Annotated in this window: 18 protein-coding genes; 10 read left to right on the top strand and 8 right to left on the bottom strand. The window is 62.2% G+C overall.

Features of this window, described 5'->3' with window-relative positions; genetic code table 11:
- Position 1: 1 nt before the first annotated feature.
- Both UP09_RS21945 and UP09_RS21950 read left to right on the top strand, forming a co-directional pair.
- Complete coding sequence (locus tag UP09_RS21945; RefSeq protein WP_044540363.1) at positions 2-1,912, top strand: flavin-containing monooxygenase; 1,911 nt, start codon at positions 2-4, stop codon at positions 1,910-1,912.
- A gap of 538 nt (positions 1,913-2,450) precedes the next feature.
- The gene (locus UP09_RS21950) at positions 2,451-3,080 is read left to right on the top strand and encodes a 2-hydroxychromene-2-carboxylate isomerase (protein WP_044540364.1); all 630 of its coding nucleotides are present in this window, start codon (positions 2,451-2,453) and stop codon (positions 3,078-3,080) included.
- A gap of 2 nt (positions 3,081-3,082) precedes the next feature.
- On the opposite strand, the gene UP09_RS21955 is transcribed toward UP09_RS21950, so the two are convergent.
- Both UP09_RS21955 and UP09_RS21960 read right to left on the bottom strand, forming a co-directional pair.
- Complete coding sequence (locus UP09_RS21955) at positions 3,083-4,270, bottom strand: twin-arginine translocation signal domain-containing protein (protein ID WP_197082716.1); 1,188 nt, start codon at positions 4,268-4,270, stop codon at positions 3,083-3,085.
- Between the two features lie 196 nt (positions 4,271-4,466).
- The gene (locus tag UP09_RS21960) at positions 4,467-5,477 is read right to left on the bottom strand and encodes a glutathione S-transferase N-terminal domain-containing protein (RefSeq protein ID WP_044540366.1); all 1,011 of its coding nucleotides are present in this window, start codon (positions 5,475-5,477) and stop codon (positions 4,467-4,469) included.
- 184 nt (positions 5,478-5,661) lie between these two features.
- Here UP09_RS21960 and UP09_RS21965 point away from each other — a divergent pair, with 184 nt between their 5' ends.
- From UP09_RS21965 to UP09_RS21975, 3 genes are all read left to right on the top strand, one after another.
- Positions 5,662-6,456, top strand: a complete 795-nt coding sequence (locus UP09_RS21965) for a class II aldolase/adducin family protein (protein ID WP_044540367.1) — start codon at positions 5,662-5,664, stop codon at positions 6,454-6,456.
- Between the two features lie 868 nt (positions 6,457-7,324).
- The gene (locus UP09_RS21970; RefSeq protein ID WP_044540368.1) at positions 7,325-8,398 is read left to right on the top strand and encodes an alkene reductase; all 1,074 of its coding nucleotides are present in this window, start codon (positions 7,325-7,327) and stop codon (positions 8,396-8,398) included.
- 41 nt (positions 8,399-8,439) lie between these two features.
- Positions 8,440-9,300 carry an NAD(P)H-binding protein gene (locus tag UP09_RS21975; RefSeq protein ID WP_044540369.1) on the top strand — a complete coding sequence of 287 codons (861 nt, stop codon included), beginning with the start codon at positions 8,440-8,442 and terminating at the stop codon, positions 9,298-9,300.
- 74 nt (positions 9,301-9,374) lie between these two features.
- On the opposite strand, the gene UP09_RS21980 is transcribed toward UP09_RS21975, so the two are convergent.
- Positions 9,375-10,019 carry an NADPH-dependent F420 reductase gene (locus UP09_RS21980; protein ID WP_044540370.1) on the bottom strand — a complete coding sequence of 215 codons (645 nt, stop codon included), beginning with the start codon at positions 10,017-10,019 and terminating at the stop codon, positions 9,375-9,377.
- A gap of 141 nt (positions 10,020-10,160) precedes the next feature.
- The gene (locus tag UP09_RS21985) at positions 10,161-10,607 is read right to left on the bottom strand and encodes an Rrf2 family transcriptional regulator (RefSeq protein ID WP_044540371.1); all 447 of its coding nucleotides are present in this window, start codon (positions 10,605-10,607) and stop codon (positions 10,161-10,163) included.
- A gap of 182 nt (positions 10,608-10,789) precedes the next feature.
- Here UP09_RS21985 and UP09_RS21990 point away from each other — a divergent pair, with 182 nt between their 5' ends.
- The 4 genes from UP09_RS21990 to UP09_RS22005 all read left to right on the top strand — a co-directional run bounded on the left by UP09_RS21990 (position 10,790) and on the right by UP09_RS22005 (position 13,519).
- Positions 10,790-11,188 (top strand): DoxX family protein, encoded by a 399-nt coding sequence (locus UP09_RS21990; RefSeq protein WP_044540372.1) that lies wholly within the window; start codon positions 10,790-10,792, stop codon positions 11,186-11,188.
- A gap of 41 nt (positions 11,189-11,229) precedes the next feature.
- On the top strand, positions 11,230-12,138 hold the full coding sequence (locus tag UP09_RS21995; protein ID WP_052833172.1) for a pirin family protein: 909 nt from the start codon (positions 11,230-11,232) through the stop codon (positions 12,136-12,138).
- Between the two features lie 46 nt (positions 12,139-12,184).
- Entirely contained in the window at positions 12,185-12,430 is a 246-nt protein-coding gene (locus UP09_RS22000) for a hypothetical protein (RefSeq protein ID WP_156164719.1), read from the top strand.
- A 129-nt stretch (positions 12,431-12,559) separates the two neighbouring features.
- Positions 12,560-13,519 (top strand): LysR family transcriptional regulator, encoded by a 960-nt coding sequence (locus tag UP09_RS22005; RefSeq protein ID WP_044540374.1) that lies wholly within the window; start codon positions 12,560-12,562, stop codon positions 13,517-13,519.
- Here UP09_RS22005 and UP09_RS22010 read toward each other — a convergent pair.
- Together UP09_RS22010 and UP09_RS22015 are read right to left on the bottom strand one after the other, a co-directional pair.
- Positions 13,516-14,634 carry an acyl-CoA desaturase gene (locus UP09_RS22010; protein WP_044540469.1) on the bottom strand — a complete coding sequence of 373 codons (1,119 nt, stop codon included), beginning with the start codon at positions 14,632-14,634 and terminating at the stop codon, positions 13,516-13,518. The two genes, UP09_RS22005 and UP09_RS22010, sit on opposite strands and share 4 nt — an antisense overlap.
- Before the next feature lie 377 nt (positions 14,635-15,011).
- Positions 15,012-15,653, bottom strand: coding sequence for a TetR/AcrR family transcriptional regulator (locus tag UP09_RS22015; protein WP_044540375.1), 642 nt, complete (start codon positions 15,651-15,653; stop codon positions 15,012-15,014).
- Between the two features lie 251 nt (positions 15,654-15,904).
- Here UP09_RS22015 and UP09_RS22020 point away from each other — a divergent pair, with 251 nt between their 5' ends.
- A complete protein-coding gene (locus tag UP09_RS22020) occupies positions 15,905-16,846 on the top strand; it encodes an aldo/keto reductase (RefSeq protein ID WP_044540470.1) in 942 nt (313 codons plus the stop codon).
- A gap of 59 nt (positions 16,847-16,905) precedes the next feature.
- On the opposite strand, the gene UP09_RS22025 is transcribed toward UP09_RS22020, so the two are convergent.
- Both UP09_RS22025 and UP09_RS22030 read right to left on the bottom strand, forming a co-directional pair.
- Positions 16,906-17,523: an invasion associated locus B family protein gene (locus UP09_RS22025; RefSeq protein WP_044540376.1), complete on the bottom strand. Its 618-nt coding sequence runs from the start codon at positions 17,521-17,523 to the stop codon at positions 16,906-16,908.
- A 308-nt stretch (positions 17,524-17,831) separates the two neighbouring features.
- On the bottom strand, positions 17,832-18,974 hold the full coding sequence (locus UP09_RS22030; RefSeq protein ID WP_044540377.1) for an epoxide hydrolase family protein: 1,143 nt from the start codon (positions 18,972-18,974) through the stop codon (positions 17,832-17,834).
- Between the last annotated feature and the right edge of the window lie 37 nt (positions 18,975-19,011).

Genomic DNA, 19,011 nt, shown 5'->3' on the forward strand with positions numbered 1-19,011 from the left:
CATGAACATCGAGTTCCCGCGCAAGACCCTCGATCTGTCCTCCGCCATCGCCGAGGGCGATATCCGCGTGCTGCTGATGGTGCTGGTGCACATGACCGGCGACGAGAAATGGCTGGAGCCTCCGTACAAGCCAAAGCGCGACATCCGCCTGATCCCCGATCCCGACGCCGGCGTGCCGAAGGAGATCCAGGACGAGATCCGCGCCGCAGTGCTGGACCTGTTTGCGCATGGCACGCCAAAGCCCGTCATCACCGATCCCGGCGACGAGCTGATGCTGAAGATGATGCGCGCAACCCTCGGCGAGAACGTCACGCCGGAATATGCGCCGCTGATGCGCGAGGAGATGGGCTTCATTCCCCGCGACGTCCGCTGGCAGACGCGCCCCTCCGATGAGAAGCTGACACAGCAGTACGTGCTGATCGTTGGCGCCGGTGTCTGTGCGATCGCGCTAGGCGTTGCGCTCGGGCGGCTCGGCATCCCCTACACGATCGTCGAGAAGCAGGACGAGATCGGCGGCACCTGGCACGTCAACCGCTATCCCGGCTGCGGCGTCGATACGCCGAACCACTCTTATTCCTTCTCCTTTGGTGCACGCAATCCGTGGACGCATTATTTCGCTCAGCGTCAGGAGCTGTTGGACTATCTGCTCAAGGTCGTGCGCGAATACGACATCCGTAAACATGTTCGCCTCAACACCGAACTCGTCGCCTCGCACTGGGATGAGAGCAAGCGGCGCTGGATCTCCACGCTCAAGACGAAGGATGGCGAAGCGACGTTCGAATCGACCGCGCTGGTCAGCGCCATCGGCCAGCTCAACGACCCCTCGCCCGCCCACTTTGAAGGAGACGAGGATTTCAGGGGCCTGAAGGTGCATTCGGCGCTGTGGTCCGACGACATCAAGCTCGACGGCAAGCACGTCGCAGTGATCGGCACCGGCGCGACCGCAATGCAGCTGGTGCCCTCGATCGCTGGTCGCGTCGCCTCTGTCACCGTCTACCAGCGCACCGCGCAATGGGCGCGGCCGGTGAAGGGCTATTCCGATCCGATCACCGAGGGCGCGCAATGGCTGCTCGCGCATCTGCCATTCTATGTGCAGTGGTACCGCTTCAACATGTTCTGGCGTTACGGCGACGGGCTGCTGCCGTTCCTGCGCAAAGATCCGTCCTGGCCGCATCCGGACAGCGCCGTCAACAAGGGCAACGACCGGCATCGCCAGGAGCTGACCGATTTCATCCTCTCCGAATTGAAGGATCGTCCCGACCTGATCGAGAAATGCGTGCCGACCTATCCGCCCTATGGCAAACGCATCCTGCTCGACAACAACTGGTTCAGGACGCTGACCAAGCCCAATGTCGAACTCGTCACTGAGACAATCGACGGTTTTGCACCCGACGGGATCGTCACCGCCGACGGCAGGCTGCGGCCGCACGACGTCATCGTGATCTCGACCGGCTTCAAGGTCTCCGAGATGGCGGCACGGCTCAACATCACCGGACGTGACGGCAAAAACCTCAGGCAAGCCTGGGGCACCGACAATCCGACGGCCTATCTCGGTCTCACCGTACCGGACTTCCCCAACCTGTTCCTGATGCTCGGGCCTAACTCGGGGCCCGCACATGGCGGCAGCGTGATCTTCCAGTCGGAATGCCAGAGCCGCTACATCTCGGCCTGTCTGGTCGAGATGATCGAGAACAACATTGCAGCGATCGACGTGCATCACGACGCGCATGATCAATATATCCGCGAGATCGATGCCGAGCATGAGCAGCTGATCTGGACGCATCCGGGCATGACGACCTACTACCGCAACAGCCGTGGCCGGGTGTTCTCGGCGATGCCGTGGCGGTTCGTCGACTACTGGAAAATGACTCACGATCCTGATTTCAATCAGTACCGCCAGACCAGAGCGTGACAGGGACGCTGACCTGAATCGGCCTCTCGTTAACTTGACAGACGGCGATATCTGCCGCAGCATTTCGACACTGCACCTGTTGAGGTGCCGGAGCGCTTGCTCCCCGCGTCGCAGGAATTGACGGCTGATTCTATGGTTGGCCGGCACGCAGCAGAAGCGGACGGATGTCCGTCGGCCCACCCTTGGAGAGGAGCATGACGCCACCGGCGCAAGCCAGCGACCTTGCTCAGCAGCAAGGTATCGGCGCAACTGAGGCGAACAGCAGCTGCTAGCCGCATTGCGCTGCCGACAATCCAAGCATATCCGCAGGACGAGAGCGCGAAGGCCAAGCGCTGATCGATCCCGAGATGATACTGGCATATCCCAGACATGCTTCGCTAAAACGAAGTTGCAGGGCCCCGCGATGCTTGAATGCACCGGGGCCCATTCGTTCGGCCTCCCCCTCGATCGCCGCGTCGCATTGCGTCACCGCTGCGGATCGGAAACAATTGTCCGAGCCAAGTGAGGATCCAAGTGAGGATCGACCTGGGGATCGATGATGGAAAAGCCGCGGGTACGAATTTACACCGACTACAAGAGCCCCTACGCCTACGTCGCCAACCAGCGTCTGTTCGAACTCGAGGACACATACGGCGTCGATCTGGAATGGCTTCCCTACACCTTGCGCATTCCCGAGTTCATGGGCACCGTCGAAGAGCGCACGCCGCACTTCTGGCGCAAGGTGCGCTACCTCTACATGGACGCGCGGCGCTTCGCCAACGCGCAAGGGCTCGTCATGAAGGGCCCGCGCCGGATCTATGACGCGTTTTATTCCAGCGCGGGCATGCTGTTCGCCCAGCGTCACGGATTGTTTCGGCCCTATCACGACACGGTCTTCCGGCGGTTCTGGAACCACGACCTGGAAATCGACGAGCTGTCGGATATTTCCGGCGTGATATCCGCGATCGGCGGTTCCGCCGCCGACTTCGAAGCCTATGTGCGCGGCCCGGCCCGTGCGGAGCATGACCGCATCATCGATGAAGCCGAGGCGCTCGGCGTGTTCGGCGTGCCGAGCATGGTGTTCAACGGCGAGCTGTTCTGGGGCGGCGATCGGATCGACATGCTGATCGAACGGATCGAAAAGCCGGAGACCATCGCGGTCGCGCTGGGAAGCAGGCATCGCAAGTAGACTCAGAGCTTGTGGGGCGAACCGCGATAGCCCTCGATGTCGACATATTCGAAAAACTTGCGCGCTTCCGCCAGGCATTCGTCATTGGTCAGCGCCCGCTTGGCGGGATCGTCGGGCACTGGATCCTGGATTGGAAACCGATAGCTCCCGAACTGCAGCTGAAGGCTGTCCAGATTGGCCGCGCCGGTCTTGAAGATGTCATAGGCATCGTCGGTGCACAGGAACGAGGTGATCGACGGATCGCGATCGGTGAAGCTGGCCGAACGAAAGAACGGCTCGTTGCCATCGTTCATTGTCTTGATGAAACCCAGATTGCCCTGGTTCAGCCGGTCGAACTCCGCGATTCCGACCTTCGATGCCGGGATCGGCACCGGAGCTCCGGCGAAGCTCCCGGTGACGTTACCGTCCTTGTCCTTGACCGGCGTGCGGTTCGCCAGATTATACATGATGTTACCGATCTTGTAGGCCGTGAAGTCGTTCTGCATGTAGACGATCTGCTTCACGCCGGCGAGCGACATCACGCCGGAGCACTGCGCACAGGATTCCAGCGACGTGTACAACGTCACTTCGCTCAGCAACGCGGCATGCGGCTTGGCCTCGACATGCGGGCCGGTCTTCCAGTCGTCGAAGATGTCAGTCAGACTGAACAGCCGCCGCACCAACCGCGCTTCGGCATGCTCCGCCGAGCTGCGGAAGAACGCATTGTGGTTGAAGTCGAAATCGATGATGTGGCCGAGGCCGTCGACCGCGACGCAGGCGATGTTGTGGCCGAGATAGCGATCCCAGCTGATGTGGCTGCGGTCGTCGCGCTCATTGAGATCGCCGCGATAGCGGTTTGGTGCGGACGGATCGATTTGCCTTGCTCGCTGCGGGTAGCTGCCGATCGGGCCGTTCTTGTTGCCGTTCCAGAAGCGCAGGATCAGCTTCATCAAGAGATAGCTGTAGATGCGGTGGCGCTCCTGGCTCTCCGGCCGTTCCAGCTCCTTTGCATCCTGACTGTAGTCGACGTGAACGATTTCACCGAGCGGCCTGGTCCAGTAGTGCTTGAGAGGGTCCTGCTGGTCGAAGCCGGGATCGAGCGGATCGGCCTGATCAGCCGCCGCAATCGAGGTGCCAGCAGCGAGCGCGCTTGTGGCCGCTGCCGTCGTCACGATGAAGTTACGCCGATTCAGTTTATCGCTGTCGCTCATCGACATCTCCCGCGGCAAATTGGACGGGGCAGTATCTCAAATGGATCCGCACAGGTCGGTTACGTTTAAAAAATGCAGTCTCGCCGAAGCACATTCAGGAAAAGAGAACATCGCATTCATCGGAGTAACGCCCCATACTAACATCCTATGGTTGCAATTGAAAGCGTCCGCCAAGACTTTCCGCACGGCCAAGTGATCACCTCCTTGCCAAAACGGCCCAGCACCCGGTGCGTTCGAGCACCGGCTTCAACGCAGCGCGGCTGGCGCCATCAAGCGCGGCAAATTTCTCGCGGATTTGCTGCAGGCATTTGACCTGGTATTTGAACGGTGCCAGCGCATAAGGCAGCCCCCACACATTGATCTCCAGCCGGTCGAGCCCTTTCGCGAAGGCATCCGCATTGGCTGCCAGGAACGGCAAATAGAGCTCGCCGGCGATCCGCAGCAACGCCTCGGTGAACCCGCCAAGCGCTTGCGCGCGCGGAGACCAGGCGCCCTCGACACCGGATGCGTCATCGAGCCGGCGCACCCAATGGTCGGTGAAGGGCGCCCGCTCCCGCATGATCCGCATCGGCGCCGGGTCGGTCGCCATTTCGCTGAGCTGGCCGAACCAGGCAAAGTCCGCCAGCGACGGCCGGCTGCCGAACAGATAGTTTGTCATGCCGACATGCGGCTCGAAGGCTGCCAGGATGCGGCGGTAGCTCTCCTCGAGCAGCGGCCTGTTCTCGGCGGTCGCGCCGAGAATGACCATGCGCGAGATCTGCCGCTGCCGGAATTCCGCGACCTCCTGTGGGCTGCCGGCCTCGGCCTCCGATGTCGACCATTCCTCGGCGCCCCAGCGCGAAACGTAGGCCTGGTCTTCCGCGTCCCACCAGCGATAGAGGAACAACGGCTTCACCGCCCATTCGTCGGCCAGATCTTCCAGCAGATCGCAGACGAATGCCACCGCCTTGTCGTCCGGGATCACCGAGCGCCCCCGGTGCCGGGCCTCGAGGTCGTAGGCAAGCGTCGTGGTCTCGCCGCGATAGCTGCCATCAGGATATTGCAGCACCGGGATCAGCATCGGCTTCAGATGCGCGGTCGCCGCCCGCAGCGCCTTGGTCATGATCACCCAGTCGTGCGGAATCCGCCGGTAGCGCATCAGCGCGCGCAGCTTGATCGCGTAGGGCGATGCGGTCGATCCGATCAGGCGGTAGCGGCCGTTTGTCATGGCAAGCCTCGGCTCTTTTCCTCGATGCCGACATCGTACCCGCCGCACTCCAACGGCGCATTCGGATTTTGCCCGCCAGACCTGCAAATAAGCAGACGAGGCGCGCCTTGCCGCCGTGCGAATTCTGCTATCTTCGCGGCCAATCAACGGGCTCCGGCCCGCGCCACGCTCAGGAGAGAACGCCATGAATCCGCCCGTCAGCTCGCCCGCGATCAAGGTCGTCAAATCGGTTCGCGAGCAGGTGAGCGCCGAGGAGTGGCAGGCCCGCGTCGACCTCGCCGCCTGCTATCGCCTGACGGCGATGTACGGCATGACGGAGATGATCGCCAACCACATCTCCTGCCGCGTGCCCGGCACCACCGACCAGTTCCTGATCAATCCCTACGGCATGCTTTACGAAGAGATCGACGCCTCCAGCCTGATCAAGGTCGACGTCCAGGGCAACACGCTGTTCAACGCTTCCGACTATGACGTCAATATTGCGGGCTTCGTCATTCACAGCGCCATCCACATGGCCAAGCACGACATCGACTGCGTCGCACACACCCACACACCGGCCGGCATGGCGGTCTCCGCGATGGAATGCGGGCTGCTGCCGATCGCGCAGACCTCGATGCGCTTCCTGCACATCGCCTATCACGATTTCGAAGGGATCGCCGACAATGTCGACGAGCGCGAGCGGCTGGTCCGCGACCTCGGCGACAACGAGGCGATGATCCTGCGCAACCACGGCCTGCTGGTTGTCGGCCAAACCGTACCGGCCGCCTTCAACGTGCTGTTCCGCCTCGAACGCGCCTGCCAGACTCAGGTGATGGCGCTGTCCTGCAACACCAAGCTGGTCTATCCGCCGAAAAATATCCTCGAAGACACCTATGAGCGGATGCTGCCCAAGCCCGGCCGCACCGCACGCAACGGCGAACTCGCCTGGCCCGCGCTGCTGCGCAAGCTCGATCGGGCTGATCCGTCGTATCGGGATTGAAGCCGAGCGTTTCGTTTCGCGCATCAGACAGCCCATTCGCGGTGTCATCACCCGCGCATGCGGGTGACCCAGTATTCCAGAGGCGCCTGGGTTCAACCTGAAAGGCCGCGGCGTACTGGGTCGCCCGGTCCATGTGAGCAATTGCGCACAGGCCGGGCGATGACACCGTGGATAGGACGCAGCTTCGCGTTCTCGCGACGTGTTTTGCCCGAGCTTTGCTCTTCGTTCCGCCCTCTCCTCAAACAGAGGGCGCAGGGAAAGCCGGGTGCGCGCTGCACCCGCGGTCCCGTGTGCAATAGTAGTAAGCAACGCACACGAGCATACAGGTTCAGCGGAGGCACTCCGGCTTTCCCTGCGCGATGGGTTACGGCTTATACGTGCTCTCCCCGGCGAGACTAGGCTTGCTTGTCACCGCCCCCGCAAAGACGCTGTCGCGTCTTGCGAGAGGACACCAACCACTGGGGCGTCCGAACCACACGACTTCACCGTCCGCTTCACGCGCTCTCGTCAGTCGCGCACTCAGCGTCCACCGCATCTCACCGCAACGTCCGTGACGATCGCGAGCGCCCCTCAATCGGGTGAGACGGGCGGATTAAACGGCTGAGTTGGGGGGCGTGTCAAGATAGAATACTGAAAATCCGAATCATTTTTTCCAAGGCAGATTGACGGCTCTTTGCTGAGTTGCCCGGTCGGGTTGAGTTGTCGCAGGCGCAGGATCCATTTTCGAGCTTGCGTTTCGGAGGGAGGGAGAATCCCCCAACGCTGTATCTGATCTGCCGATGGATCCCATCTGAACAAGCTGGCTTATCCGGCTACGGTACGATCCCTAGCTTCTCGTCATGTCCAATCCAGGCCTGTCGAGAAAGCCATGAACCAATCATTCACGCCCGTCCGTATCGGACGCCACACCCTGCCCAACCGCCTGGTCATGGCCCCGATGACCCGCAGCCGCGCGACATTCGACGGCACGCCGGGAGAATTGGCTACCGAGTATTATGCGCAACGCGCCAGCGTCGGCCTGATCGTCACCGAAGGCACCCAGCCATCGGACGACGGACAGGGCTATCTCGCCACACCGGGCATCTACACATCAGCGCATGTCGCGGGGTGGCAGAACGTGACCCGAGCCGTGCACGACAAGGGCGGCCGTATCTTCATCCAGATCATGCACGCCGGACGCATGTCGCATCCCGACAATACGCCGCATCATCGTCAAGCCGTGGCACCGTCAGCGATTGCGCCGGGAAGTCAGATGTTCACCGCGAAGGGGATGCTGGACATTCCCGTGCCCCGCGCGCTGACGACCGAGGAGGTGCGCCGGACCGTCGCCGACTTCCGCCATGCGGCGCGCAGCGCCATCGAGGCGGGCGCTGACGGCGTCGAGATTCACGGCGCGAACGGCTATCTCGTCCAACAGTTCCTCGCTCCCAACGCCAACACGCGCACCGATGAATATGGCGGCTTGATCGCGAACCGCACCCGTTTCGCCATCGAGGTCGCGACTGCGATTGCCGACGAGATTGGCGCGGACAGGACGGCGATCCGCCTGTCCCCCGGCATCACCATGTGGGGGATCGACGAAGGCGCGGAAGGTCCGGCGCTCTATCGCTATCTGGTCAACGAACTCGACAAGCTTGGTCTTGCCTATGTGCACGTCCTCCATGCCGGCAACGAGCAACTCGTGAGCGACATCCGCGCGCGGTGGAAGCAGGCGCTGATCGTGAACCGGCCTGGTCGTCCGCGCGACCAGATCGGTGCTGACATCGCATCGGGCCTGGCCGATCTGGAAGCCTACGGCCAGATGGTCCTTGCCAACCCGGACTTCGTCGCACGGTTGAAGACCGGTGCACCGATGAACGAAGCGGATCGCGCCGGTTTCTTTGGCGGCGACGCGCCGGGCTACACCGACTATCCCGCGCTCGAGGCGGCCACGGCGGCGTAAGTCTGCGTGCCTACCTTGCAGTGAACGAGTTGGAGGATGACATGAAGGTCGGTGTGAGCGGTGCCAGCGGCCATCTGGGCAGAGCCGTCATCGCAGAACTGCTGCAACGCGCCGGCGGACACGAGGTCGTGGCGATCACGCGCACGCCCGAAACCGTCTCTACACCGGCCCAGGGACGATTCGGAGACTACGACCAGCCCGAAAGCCTGGCGCAGGCCTATGCGGGTCTTGATCGTCTGCTCATCATCACAACCGTCGCTCCCGAGCCCGGAAAGCGCGGCGCACAGAATGTCGCGGCCATCGACGCGGCCGTGAAGGCGGGAGTCAAGCATATCGTCTTCATGTCGGCCGTGGGCACGCGGCAGGAGGAGGAACCGGCGCGCGGCGCCTCCTACTGGCGGGGCGAGCAGCATCTGATCGCGACGGCGCCGGCCTGGACCATCCTGCGTATGAACTTCTATGCCGAAGCCTTCCTCCAGATGGCGCAGGGGACGCTCGATCAGGGTGTGCTGCCCGGCCTCGCCGAAAGCCGGGCTGCTTTCGTAGCGCGCGATGACGTGGCGGCCGCGGCAGCGGGAATCCTGATCGGCGACGGCCATGCAGGCGCGATCTACAACGCGACCGGCCCCGAGCGCCTCTCGGGTGCGGAGCGCGCGAGCCTCATCGCCGAAATCACGGGCCGACCGCTTGCGTTCCGTGTCATCACGGAAGAGCAATTGCGCGCCGGACTGACGCGGGCGGGCCTGCCGGCGGGGGCCGTCAACATCGTCGTCGGCATCCAGGCGAGCTTCGCAGCGGGTGTGTTCGACATTGTCACCGGCGACGTCGAGCGCCTTGGCGGCCGGCCGCCCAAGCCTCTCCACGACGTGCTGGCCGGGGCGCTGACGTCTCCTTCGGCCTGAAGGCTTGCACCGCGCAAGCGCTGCATAACGCTCCAGGCCGATTTTGCAAGCGGAAGGGACGCGCTCCCCGCCGGTCAGATTTTGACGAAGTTGATCGCTGCAAGCGCGCCAAAAGGCAGCGAAGCAAGCGGTCCGCCGACGTCGAGCACACCGAGGTCGACGGGGAAATAGCCGGTCTGTTCGACAAGCTTGCGAACCTCGGCCTTGGCATCGGCATCGTCGCCCGAATAAAACAGCACCCTCTGGCCACCCGACACTGCCGGCTCCGGCAGGACGCTGACATCGAAATGATTGAACGTCTTGACGACGCGCGCACCGGGAACAAACTCGCGGAACATTTCGCTGGAATGCCGGCCCCCGAGATCGATGGCCTTGATGCCGTAGGCAGCGAGCGGGTTGCTCGGGTCCTTGGCATCGGGCGAATTCGGGTCAAGAAATTCGACCGGATTGGTGCCGTCGATCACAATGCGGCCGTTCCAGGCCGGCAGCCCGCCGAGCACCTTCTCGAGATCGACCCAGCGCAACGCCACCAGAACGATATCGGCGCTTGCGGCTTCCTCCACGGTGCCAGCCTTGATCGAAGGGCCAAGCTCCGCCACAAGCCCCGCCAGTGATTCCGGACCTCGGCGGTTGGCGATCGTCGCCGAGAGTCCGCTCCTTGCCAGCAATCGCGCCACGTTCGAACCGAGGGCGCCCGCTCCGATAATTCCGATACTCATCCATTACTCCTGTTGTTGGTGGGGTCGAGTAGCTTCGAAACGGCAGCCCCCAAATGCTGTCCGCTCCAACACGTCTTGCATCGACGTCGAATAAGAGATTATATGTCGATGACATAGTGACATTTTGATGCAAAAAGCAGCTCACCATGTCAGTGGCATAGTGAACCTCCCAAGGCGCGCCACCTCAGAGGCGATATCCCCGATTGTGACCTTTGCCAGTTCGTTCTCGAGCCCCTTGCGCGCGCGCATCAATGTCGGCTGCATCGCCTCCAGAATGTTGCCGCCGACCGCGCAGCTCTCGCAAGGCGGTGTCCGATGCAGTGAGAACAACTCAGTGTCCTCCACGGCCTCATAGACGTCGAGCAGCTTGATCTTCTTCGCAGCTCTCGCGAGCATCGTTCCACCACCCGCACCGAGCTGCGACCGGGTCAATCCCGCATCGCTCAGGCGCGACAGCAGCCCCCGGATCACGACCGGGCTCGTATTGGCGGAATAGGCGAGATCTTCGGAACGCATCGGCTTGCCATCGCCCACCGCAAGCGCGGTGAGGATGTGAACGGCGACGGCGAAGCGCGTACTCGTTGGCATGACACATTCCGAAAGTGTGTCGATGCTACTATTACATATAATCGACGCTGTCAATGCGCTTTTCCCCGGCACACCATCTATCGGTCTGACCGATATATATCATCTAAATAAATCGGCTATTGGCATGGCGGGCGGCGCCCTAGCTTCTCCTCACTTTCAACCCTCACCCAACGGAGACCAACATGAGTGCAACTTCCATCCAATCAGCCCGTCCCTCGCGCCGCATCGGTGCCTGGACGCTGCAGGGCATCCTCGCAGCAGCTTTCCTCGCCGCCGGCGTCGCCAAACTGGCCGGCGCTCCCTTCATGGTCGACATCTTCGAGCAGATCGGACTCGGTCAGGGGTTCCGCATCGTGACCGGCGTCGTCGAAGTCGCTGGTGCCGTCGCACTGCTCTTCCCCGGCCTGGCCTCGATCGGCGCGCTGTGGCTCGGAGGCACCATGGTCGGTGCCGTGGCGACCCATCTGTTCGTCCTGCACAGCAGCCCGGCCCCGGCGATCGTGCTGGGAGTGCTCAACGCGGTGGTCGTCTATCTGCGCCGCGATGAACTCGTTGCCCTGCTTCAGCGGATCAAGGGCTGAGCCTTGAAACGCAGCAACGGCCAAACCTTGGGAGAACGACAATGACGACCAATGCAGTGTTCACGCGTCCGATCCGCGCCGAAGAGACGTCCCGGAAGATGACCCTGCGCACGCGTGGACACTCGCATGGCCGCGTCACCCGGCTGGTCAGTCCGGGTGACATTGGCGAACGGATCAAGCCGTTCGTCTTTCTCGACTACTTCGACGCCGATCCGGCGACCGCGCCAAAATTCGGCTTTCATCCCCATTCAGGAATAGCGACGCTCACCCTCATTCTGTCCGGGCAGGCGTCCTACAAGGAGACCACCGGCCGCGAAGGCGTCATCGAGACCGGCGGTGTCGAGTGGATGCGCGCCGGCAGCGGCGTTTGGCATACCGGCGGAATGTTCGGCAACGAACGGATCAAGGGCTTTCAGCTCTGGGTCGCCATGCCGCCCGAACTCGAACTTTCCGACCCGCAAAGCCAGTATCTTGACGCCTCCGATTTCCATCTTTCCGGTCCCGCGAGGGTGATCGCAGGCGAGTATGACGGTGTGAAAAGCATCGTCGGCTCGCCTCAAGGCATCACCTACCTCGATGTGCGCCTCAAGGCCGGCGAGCGCTGGATTTTTCAGCCGGCCAAGGGACACGACGTCACCTGGATCGCAGCGCATCAGGGGATCGTGACGACTCCGGAGCAGGTCTCGATGGGCGAACTCGCCGTGTTCGAAGAGGGCAATCAGCCGATCGCGTTCGAAGCGCTCTCCGATGCCGGCTTCATCCTCGGCTCCGCGGTCAAACACCCCTACGACCTCGTGACCGGGCACTACTCCGTGCACACCAACGCGGAGTCCTTAAGAATTGGCGAGAGCAACATCGCCGAGATCGGCCGCCGGCTGCACAATCAGGGTGTCTTGCAGGGTGTCTTGCAGGGTGTCTTGCAGCGCACCCCGGCGACCGCCAGACGCTGAGGCCGAGAGAGTTCAATCCAGTTGAATACTCACGATGGAGGAAACGATGTTTGGATCAGATGGAGTTCAGCTTTTGCGACGTGTGGCCCATGCCCGGGAGTGCCGGGACAGGTCCGATCGACGCTTGCCGCTGCGACCGGACCACTTCCCGGTCGAGGCAAGAGGCCGCGAGATCGTCACGCAAGACGGCGTCACTATCGCGACAGCAGCCGATCCGGCGATGAGCGAAGAGATCGTCCGGCGCTTGAACCGAGGTTATTGGAGCGACCAGGAGGATCAGTGGGCGCTCTGACCAGAACGGGACGGCCGCTCCCGCTCGAGAAGTTGTCGTCCGGCCGACGCAGCCTCAATGGTTGATACGACCGCCCATCGGGCTGTACATTCGCGCGATTAGTATCGGTTTGGTCGATAGGTAGATCCCATGCTCGACGCCGTCTCGCTAGATCAACTGCGCACGTTCATCGCTGCGGTCGATCAGGGAAGCTTTTCCGCCGCCGCCCGCAAGCTGCTGCGCGCGCAGTCCGTGGTGAGCGAGACGATCGGCAATCTCGAGGACCAGATCGGCGTGCGGTTGTTCGACCGTTCCGGCCGCTATCCCAAACTGACCTCAGCGGGATTGGCGATCCTGGCCGATGCGCGCAGCATCATCACCGGGGTCGACTTGCTGAAGGCCCGTGCGAAGGGCATGTCGGGAGGCCTGGAGCCGGAATTGTCCGTGGTGATTGACGTCTTTTATCCGATCGACGCGATCACCCAACTGGCCAAGGAGTTTCGGGAAAAATACCCGGGCGTGGGGCTCCGCATCTATGTCGAGGCGCTCGGAGGCGCCATCAAACCCGTGCTCGACGGCCGTTGCAGCATCGGCGTCATCGGATCGCTCCCGGTGATTCCGGAGACGCTGACGTATGAGCGGTTGCCCGGTATCGCGTTTCTCATGGTTGCGGCCCGCGATCATGCCCTGACCTCCTATCGCGGCAGGATTCCCAGGGAGGTTCTCGGAAAACATACCCAGATCGTTCTCACCGACAGGTCGGAGCTATCATCGGGACGTGAATTCGGCGTGATGTCGGCTGCGACGTGGCGGCTTGCTGATCTATTCGCCAAGCATCATTTCCTGCTCAAGGGTCTCGGGTGGGGCGGAATGCCCTTGCATGCCGTGCGCAAGGATCTGGAAGAGGGGCGGCTTTCCGTGCTGCCAATCGAGGACGTGCCTCCGGATGGTTTGATCCTGCCGATGTCGGCGGTGTGGCAGACCAAGTCACCGCCCGGCCCCGCCGGCCGTTGGTTTGTCGATCGGCTCAAGGAAATTCCGATGGAAACGGGCAAGGTGCCGAAATCGCCGGTCACCAGGAAAACGGCAAGGCGGTCTGCGAAAGCCTAGCCGCCTTTAACGGTTTCCATCGCAAGGACGTCGCGGGCCAAAAGGGAGCCGACCGACTCGACGAGATGTTCATAGGCACGGTCGACAATCTCGTCCAAAGATCTGGTCTTTGCGAACATCTGCCGGGCTTCAGCCAGCAACCGGTCGCGGGTCGGCATATGAGGCAGACGCAAATCGACCCGCTGTTGCAATAGAACAAGCGCGTCCCGCACCGACAATCCGGTCTCGTAGACTGACGATTTGATATCCATCGCGATCGATTCAGGACTGAAACATGCAGCGAGCTGCTCGGCCGTTCGTTTGACCACGCGCGACGCCAGGGGATGCTCATTGCGCAGAACGCGCTCGGGCGGCTTCCTGAGATCCCAGACAATCCCGAGCCACGACAAGGCCACCAGAGCATAGTAGGTCACATCGACCTCCCACCAGCGGAAGCCTTGCCTGGCGCTGCTTTGGTAGGCGTGATGATTGTTGTGCCACCCCTCACCCATCGTAAGCAGGGCCAGCAGCCAGTTGTTGCGGGAGTCATCGCCGGTCACGTACCGCTTGCGCCCGCGAACATGCGCAAGCGAGTTGATGCAGAACGTCGCGTGATAGAGCAGCACGGTGCTCCAGAGGAAACCGACCACGAGCCCCGACCATCCGCCGATGAGGAAGCACAGACCCGCGATCACGAACGCCGGCAAGAGTTCAAACCTGTGCAGCCACAGTAGCTCGGGATAGGACGCAAAATCCGAAACCTTCACCAGATCGGTCGCGTCATGCTGCCGATAGAATATCCAGCCGACGTGGCTGTACACGAAGCCCTTGTGCCGGGGCGAATGGACATCCTGCTCGGTATCGGAATGAAGGTGGTGATGCCGATGTTTTGCGGCCCACCAAAGCACGCTTTTCTGAGCGGTGCTTTGGGTCAGGAATGCGAGGATGAACTGGAACGTCCGGCTTGTTGCGTAGGCTCGGTGCGAGAAGTAGCGATGATACCCGGCACCGATCGCAAACATGCGCAACCCGTACAGAGCGACGCAAATCGCAATTGCCTGCCACGAGACGCCCGACCAGATCGCCGCGAAGCACCCTGCGTGGACCAGCAGGAATGGAAGGACCTGCGGGTACATGATGTCGTCGTGATCATCCAGATCGATATCGGTGGGCACGTTCGCGACCTCGATTTCCCTGATGCGCGGGCCCACGGCTCAAGGCCTGGCGTTGGCGGCATCGCGCGTTGTCATAGAAAACCCCGCGGCCGAAAACCAGTCGCGGGGTCACGAAACCAGAGGCTTTGCCAGGACATCCTGGTCAAAACAGCACAGAGGCCAAGTCGTTTGGCCGACACTCGACCGGTAACATATGGCCGTTGCCGGATCGCGGTGCAAGGGCTCCCCGTTCTACCCCGGGATTCCACGGCTCGGGCCAACCTACCCCACGCTCGTTCGCCTCGAACAGACGACACTCGGTCGCAGCTCAGGGCGGCTCGAAACAATGCGGCACCCGCTCAGTCCGCCTCGACCTTGCGTCCACAGATGACGCTCACCGCCTTGCGGGCAAACTCCCTCAGCTCAGTGCGGCGCGCTCCGGCGCGGGCGCGGATGGCGATGCTGTGCATTGTCGCTGAGGCGAGAAGCGCAAGCGCTTCGGGGTCGGCATCAGGCTTCAGCTCCCCTCGCTCACGCGCGGCGCGGAAACGGGCTTCAAAATCAGCATCGATCTTGCGGAGACCCTGCGCGACGCTGCTCCGAATCGCGGCATCCTCGACAGATTCGGCGACGGCGGTCCCGAGCACAAAGCAGCCGCGCGCGCTGCCCTTGCCCGAAAAATAGATCGACAACGCGGCGTCGTAGGCCAGCATCAGCGCTTCCGCCAGCGGACGGTCCTCCGCCAGAGCCTCGTGCGTCGCCGCCAGGCTGATCTCCCAATAGCGTGCGAGCGCCTCGAGATAGAGCGCGTGCTTGTTGCCGAATGCGGCATAGAGGCTCGGCGGATTCATGCCGGTCGCGGCCGCGATGCTGTCCAGCGACGTCCCGGAATAACCGGTCCGCCAGAAGGTGTCCGTTGCCTGCTTCAGCGCCGCCTCGGCGTCATAGGCCCGCGGCCGCCCCCGGCGCGCCGGTGCCGTTTCGATCTTTTTTCCCGCCATATCGCAAAACACCCTGTTTGCCTGCTGGCCGCATATTTATATAGATCGTTACAAAAATCAATAGAGCGGCTTCTTGATTGTCGCATCGCTCTGGTTTATTTGTAACGAACGTTATTAAATTAGACTGAGGAAGGAGCTTTCGATGCGGTTCGATCTTTCACTGTTCGCGGGCTGCCCGCTCGTGCCTTTCCTCCGCAGGACGCGACCGGCCAATTGATAACCGCAAAGCCCCTCAACCAAGGAAGATGATCATGACAATCTCAGACACGCTTCGCGATACGAGGATTCCCCTCAACCACGGAACCGGTGCAATCCCCGCCGTCGGGTTTGGCACGCTGATCCCGGATCCGGTCGCAACCAAACAGGCGACCAAGGCCGCGCTCGAGGCGGGATTTCGACATCTCGACGGCGCCGAACGCTACCGCAATGAAGCAGCGGTCGGCGACGCCATGCAGGACGCGTTCAAGGCGGGAAGCGTTCGGCGCGAAGACGTGTTCGTGACCACGAAGCTATGGAACACCAATCACCGCCCGGAGCGGGTCAAGCCGGCCTTCGATGCCAGCCGCAAGCGGCTGCAGATCGACGATGTCGATTGCTATCTGATCCATACGCCCTTTGCCTTCCAACCCGGCGACGAGCAGGACCCGCGGGATGCGCGGGGTCAGGTGATCTATGATCCGGGCGTCACGCTGGTCGAGACATGGCAGGCGATGGAGCGCCTGGTCGACGACGGTCATTGCAAGTCGATCGGCCTGTCGGACATCACGTTGGAGAGACTGCGCGAAGTGGTTGCGGCGGCGCGGATCAAGCCTGCGGTGGTGCAGGTCGAATCGCATCCGTATCTTCCCGAATGGGAGCTGCTCGATTTCTGCCGGGAGCATGGCATCGTGCTGCAGGCGTTCGCAGCATTGGGACATGCCATGCAGCCCAACGTGCTGGCCGATCCGGTGATTACAGCTATCGCCCAGCGTCTGCACAAGACACCGGCTCAGGTTGCGCTGGCCTGGGCCGTGCAGCGCGGCACCGCTTTCCTGACGACGTCGACGAAACCTGCGCGCATCCAGGAAAACTTCGACATTTCGGCCCTGCCCGAGGATGCCATGCAGGAAATTCGCGACCGCATCACCACGAACATCAGGTTCAACTCGGTGGTGAAGACCGGCGTGCCTGGATTTATTCCCGGCACGCGATGAGTTCGATCGATGGCGCGGAGCCGGAAGGATGAAAGCTCCGCGCTGGGCGCGCGTGCCGGTCAGCTTCCGAGTTGAATGGTGCGCTCGAGGGCCGCGGCGAAGCCGTTGAGGGGGACAGTCACGACGACAGCCTGCCCGTTGTTGATGTTTTGCACGGCAACGGTGAGGACCTTGGCCCTGCCCATGGTCTCGGTCACGACCGTTGGAAAGGACACCGGAAGCAAACAGCCTTGCGCTGTGCACGTCGAGAAGCGCGCCTGCTCCAGATCCTTGCCATCAAGCTTGAGGATGGCGCCGGCGTCGAGCTTCAGCCCAAATGGCACCAGCATGTTGCCTTCGGTCTTTCCATCCCTGGGAAGCAGTTCGATGGCGAAGACTTGCTGGTTGGTCTCCTTGGAGAGCTGCGCCTGGCTCAGGGTGCAGAGCCTTGTGCCGTTGTCGACCAGACATTTGACGATCCAATCGCCGTAAGTCTCTGATATCGCGGAAACGCCCTTGGGAAGTTGTACGGCTACTGCGGACGTCTGGCTCCGCGGACCGATCGGAATCGAGACGGCACCTCCATCGGCTTCCAACGTATTCGGAGCCCGAGCGGCTTGTGCTGAACCGAAGATGGCAATGAGGGCGAGAGCTGCGATCGCTCGAAGATAGCTCTCTGCTGCGTTGGCTTTGACCATGCACCGACCCTGTCTCATCACGCCCGCGTCCAATTTTTGCTCTTTGCGTGGGCAAAATTCCCACGTAGATGGGACACGTGTACTTGGAGAGCTTCAAACATGCAAGAGATTATCGCCGCCGGTGTGATTGTTGCGATTGTTGCATTCTGCGGCGGGTACTTCTGGGCAGTGGCTCGCGGCGCCAAGACCGCAAGCAAGCAGCAGCGGAGATGATCAGTCGGTAGGATGGGCGGAGCGCAGCGATACCCATCACCTCATATCCGCGGCGCGGCTGATGGGTATCGCTACGCTCCACCCATCCTACGCAGCTAGCGAAGCGTCCCGAAGAACTTGCGCACCTCGCCGACGAACAGCTCCGGCTGTTCGAACGCGGAGAAATGCCCGCCCTTCGGCATTTCGCTCCAGTGCCTTATGTCGGTGTAGCTCGCCTCCATCCACTTGCGCACCGGCGTGACGATCTCCTTGGGAAACACGCTAACGCCGGTCGGAACCGTGACCTTGTGCACGGTCCGCCTGTTCGGCCCAAAGCTTTCCCAATAGAGCCGCGCCGACGACGCGGCTGTCGCGGTGACCCAGTACAGCATGACGTTGTCGAGCAACTCGTCGCGGCTGAGGATGTTTTCGGGATGGCCGTCACAGTCGGTCCAGGCCCAGAATTTTTCCAGGACCCAGGCCGCCTGCCCGCTTGGTGAATCGGTCAGGCCATAGCCGAGCGTCTGCGGCCGGGTCGATTGCTGCTTGGAATATCCGGAATCCCAATCGGCATAGTATTTGATGCCGTTGAGGGCGCGGGTCTCCTCCGGCGTCGGCTGTCCCTCGACATTGGGGCGGGTCGACATCGCGAGTGTGATGTGAATGCCGGCGCAGTGCGCGGCATCCTGGGCGCCGATTGCGGTCGTCACCGCCGAGCCCCAATCACCGCCCTGTGCAAAATACCTGCTGTAGCCGAGCCGCTCCATCAGGACAGCCCAGGCCTTAGCGATGCGGTCGACGCCCCAGCCCGCCGTGGTCGGCTTGCCGGAAAAGCCGAAGCCCGGTAGCGACGGGCACACCACGTGAAATGCGTCGGCCGCGCTGCCGCCATGCGCGGTCGGGTCTGTCAGCGGTTCGATCACCTTGTGGAATTCGACCACCGATCCCGGCCAACCGTGGGTGATGATCAGCGGCACGGCGTTCGGATGCTTTGAGCGGACATGGATGAAGTGGATGTCGAGCCCGTCGATCTCTGTCGTGAACTGGCTAAAGCGATTGAGCCGCGCCTCACGCGCGCGCCAGTCATAGTCCTCGGCCCAGGTGCGGCAGACGTCCTTGATCCAATTCAGCGGCGCGCCCTGGCTCCAGTCGGAGACGAGTTCCGCCTCGGGCCAGCGCGTCCGGCGCAGCCGGGTGCGGAGGTCCTCGAGCACGTCGTCAGCGACGGAAATGCGAAACGGATTGATGGCGGTGGTCATGGCGTCTCCCGGGGGGCTGGGCTCCCCCGAAAGATAG

Origin of the sequence: Bradyrhizobium sp. LTSP885 (assembly GCF_000938305.1) — a bacterium.
In the GTDB taxonomy this organism is placed as follows: domain Bacteria; phylum Pseudomonadota; class Alphaproteobacteria; order Rhizobiales; family Xanthobacteraceae; genus Bradyrhizobium.

Coding starts and splice junctions, on each gene's coding strand:
- UP09_RS21945 (WP_044540363.1), top strand. CDS start 2: ATGAACATCGAGTTCCCGCGCAAGACCCTCGATCTGTCCTCCGCCATC.
- UP09_RS21950 (WP_044540364.1), top strand. CDS start 2,451: ATGGAAAAGCCGCGGGTACGAATTTACACCGACTACAAGAGCCCCTAC.
- UP09_RS21955 (WP_197082716.1), bottom strand. CDS start 4,270: ATGAGCGACAGCGATAAACTGAATCGGCGTAACTTCATCGTGACGACG.
- UP09_RS21960 (WP_044540366.1), bottom strand. CDS start 5,477: ATGACAAACGGCCGCTACCGCCTGATCGGATCGACCGCATCGCCCTAC.
- UP09_RS21965 (WP_044540367.1), top strand. CDS start 5,662: ATGAATCCGCCCGTCAGCTCGCCCGCGATCAAGGTCGTCAAATCGGTT.
- UP09_RS21970 (WP_044540368.1), top strand. CDS start 7,325: ATGAACCAATCATTCACGCCCGTCCGTATCGGACGCCACACCCTGCCC.
- UP09_RS21975 (WP_044540369.1), top strand. CDS start 8,440: ATGAAGGTCGGTGTGAGCGGTGCCAGCGGCCATCTGGGCAGAGCCGTC.
- UP09_RS21980 (WP_044540370.1), bottom strand. CDS start 10,019: ATGAGTATCGGAATTATCGGAGCGGGCGCCCTCGGTTCGAACGTGGCG.
- UP09_RS21985 (WP_044540371.1), bottom strand. CDS start 10,607: ATGCCAACGAGTACGCGCTTCGCCGTCGCCGTTCACATCCTCACCGCG.
- UP09_RS21990 (WP_044540372.1), top strand. CDS start 10,790: ATGAGTGCAACTTCCATCCAATCAGCCCGTCCCTCGCGCCGCATCGGT.
- UP09_RS21995 (WP_052833172.1), top strand. CDS start 11,230: ATGACGACCAATGCAGTGTTCACGCGTCCGATCCGCGCCGAAGAGACG.
- UP09_RS22000 (WP_156164719.1), top strand. CDS start 12,185: ATGTTTGGATCAGATGGAGTTCAGCTTTTGCGACGTGTGGCCCATGCC.
- UP09_RS22005 (WP_044540374.1), top strand. CDS start 12,560: ATGCTCGACGCCGTCTCGCTAGATCAACTGCGCACGTTCATCGCTGCG.
- UP09_RS22010 (WP_044540469.1), bottom strand. CDS start 14,634: ATGTACCCGCAGGTCCTTCCATTCCTGCTGGTCCACGCAGGGTGCTTC.
- UP09_RS22015 (WP_044540375.1), bottom strand. CDS start 15,653: ATGGCGGGAAAAAAGATCGAAACGGCACCGGCGCGCCGGGGGCGGCCG.
- UP09_RS22020 (WP_044540470.1), top strand. CDS start 15,905: ATGACAATCTCAGACACGCTTCGCGATACGAGGATTCCCCTCAACCAC.
- UP09_RS22025 (WP_044540376.1), bottom strand. CDS start 17,523: ATGGTCAAAGCCAACGCAGCAGAGAGCTATCTTCGAGCGATCGCAGCT.
- UP09_RS22030 (WP_044540377.1), bottom strand. CDS start 18,974: ATGACCACCGCCATCAATCCGTTTCGCATTTCCGTCGCTGACGACGTG.